This is a genomic window from Vibrio sp. D54, assembly GCF_021728075.1.
Taxonomy (GTDB): domain Bacteria; phylum Pseudomonadota; class Gammaproteobacteria; order Enterobacterales; family Vibrionaceae; genus Vibrio; species Vibrio alginolyticus.
On sequence record NZ_JAKKCS010000067.1, the window covers coordinates 1 to 1,134 of the forward strand.

The window sequence follows — 1,134 nt, forward strand, 5'->3', positions numbered from 1 at the left end:
ACAGAATGGGTGCAGATGAGCTCGGTACGTATTTCTTGAAGTTAGCGGATGAGGTAAAAATCATCGATAAGATGGTACCGGATAAGCTTAAAGAAGCGATGGGCGAGTTTGATGACCTTTTTGCTCGCATCTTAGGTAAGGGCGAGAAAACGTATCCAGCAAAAGTAAAACATAATACAGGTGAGTCTGCTCAATCAGGAAAGAATTCTGCAAAGGCGAATGAGGACAAAGATAAGAAGCCTGTTAGGTGTAAGATTTGTCGCCGTATTGCTGGTCACAAAAACGGTCAGTGTTCAGAAGCACTGAAAGTGAAGTAGTAAGGGATTAATATGGGCATTAGAGAAAATGAAGGGCGTTATGTTCGTTCACGTAGTCTGCGGGATACTGCGGTTAAAAAGAAGCACCCATTGAACTTTATGGACAGAGCCGTAGCCTCTCATCATATCATTTCTTGCGAAGCTACACGTAGACTATCTAGTTACCGCCGTAAGCAAATAACTTATAAGGGCTATGATGTAAACCACACGTGGAATTTAGTAATTTTGCCAATGCAAGATAAAATTGCGTGTCAATATAAATTGCCGTTGCATAGCTCTAGCCACAAAGATAGTGGAATCGTAACTCACTATGAAAAATCTATGGGAGTTTCTGTCTCTGGATTACAGAGCGAGTTAAAAAGCGAAGTATTGAACGAGAGCGACCAGCTAAAGAAGAAGATCTTCGAAGACGATGTCGCAGTAATTGATGTGCTAAGCGGGTACCATAAAGTCGTTGGTGTGAAGTTGGCTCGTACTCTTAAGGGGTTAAACTGCAAAACTAATAAAGAGCGATTTACTGCAAAGTTGGACGACCTATCTATTGATATTCTTGGTGAAATTAGCCGAAACAAATTGTTACTAATACAGAGAGGTGCTAACTTTTTACCAGGAAAAAGTGGATGCGAAACATGTAGTGAACCAAATGCAAAAACTAATCGAGTGCATTTTAATAGTCAAGATAATGCCCCCAGTACTATAGAAGTAAAAGCATTTTGCTATAGTGGTCGTCGATTAAAAACAATCAAAGAACAAAAATAAAGTAGGGTATATATGTATTTTTCATTGATCTCCGAAAACTACTTCTCTTCAAGTGTTA

General features: G+C 39.4%; 1 protein-coding gene and 1 pseudogene. Both read left to right on the forward strand.

Translation table 11 applies throughout. The features are described 5' to 3' along the window. Positions 1-317: pseudogene (locus L3V37_RS24125) on the forward strand (hypothetical protein); the annotation flags it as partial. A 12-nt stretch (positions 318-329) separates the two neighbouring features. Then, positions 330-1,076, forward strand: a complete 747-nt coding sequence (locus tag L3V37_RS24130; RefSeq protein ID WP_025636693.1) for an AHH domain-containing protein — start codon at positions 330-332, stop codon at positions 1,074-1,076. Positions 1,077-1,134: the final 58 nt, after the last annotated feature.